1 protein-coding gene is annotated in these 1,230 nt (G+C 46.3%); it reads right to left on the bottom strand.

Annotation, left to right across the window (positions count from 1 at the left end):
* Positions 1–46: 46 nt before the first annotated feature.
* A partial coding sequence (gene tuf, locus B7C60_RS00005; RefSeq protein ID WP_099609927.1) for an elongation factor Tu occupies positions 47–1,230 on the bottom strand: 1,184 nt, incomplete at its 5' end.

Here is a 1,230-nt window from a genome sequence, read left to right on the forward strand (position 1 = left end):
CCTTTTTACTACGGTATAGTCAAATCATTCTTCACAGAAACTGTGATTAAGCGATGATCTTCGCTACAACACCTGCACCAACAGTACGGCCACCTTCACGAATCGCAAAACGTAGACCTTCGTCCATCGCGATTGGAGCAATTAGCTCTACAACCATCTTGATGTTGTCGCCTGGCATTACCATTTCTACGCCTTCTGGTAACTCGATGTTACCGGTTACGTCTGTTGTACGGAAGTAGAACTGTGGACGGTAACCTTTGAAGAATGGAGTATGACGGCCACCTTCATCTTTAGATAGAACGTAAACTTCTGATTCAAACTTAGTGTGCGGAGTGATTGAACCTGGTTTCGCCAATACTTGACCACGTTCTACTTCGTCACGCTTAGTACCACGTAGTAGCGCACCTACGTTCTCACCTGCACGACCTTCGTCAAGCAGTTTGCGGAACATCTCTACACCTGTACATGTCGTTGTGATGGTGTCTTTGATACCGACGATTTGGACTTCGTCACCAACACGTAGAATACCACGTTCGATACGACCTGTTACTACTGTACCACGACCTTGGATTGAGAATACGTCTTCGATTGGCATTAGGAATGCTTGGTCTACTGCACGCTCTGGCTCTGGAATGTAGTTATCTAGCGCTTCTGCTAGTTCTACAATCTTCGCTTCCCATTGCTCTTCGCCGTTCAATGCTCCTAGTGCTGAACCTTGAATCACTGGTAAGTCATCACCTGGGAAATCGTACTCAGAAAGAAGTTCACGTACTTCCATCTCTACGAGTTCTAGTAGCTCTTCATCATCAACCATGTCACATTTGTTCATGAATACGATGATGTAAGGAATACCAACCTGACGACCTAGCAAGATGTGCTCACGAGTTTGTGGCATTGGGCCATCTGTCGCGGCAACAACTAGGATACCACCGTCCATTTGCGCAGCACCCGTGATCATGTTTTTAACATAGTCAGCGTGTCCTGGGCAGTCTACGTGTGCGTAGTGACGAGTTGGAGTTTGGTATTCTACGTGTGAAGTAGAAATGGTAATACCGCGCTCACGCTCTTCTGGAGCATTGTCGATTGACGCAAAGTCTTTCGCTTCACCGCCATATACTTTTGAAAGTACAGTACAGATAGCTGCGGTTAGAGTGGTTTTACCGTGGTCAACGTGGCCGATAGTACCAACGTTTACGTGCGGTTTCGTACGTTCAAATTTTGCTTTAGACA

This window comes from Vibrio fujianensis, from assembly GCF_002749895.1.
GTDB classification, from domain to species: Bacteria; Pseudomonadota; Gammaproteobacteria; order Enterobacterales; family Vibrionaceae; genus Vibrio; species Vibrio fujianensis.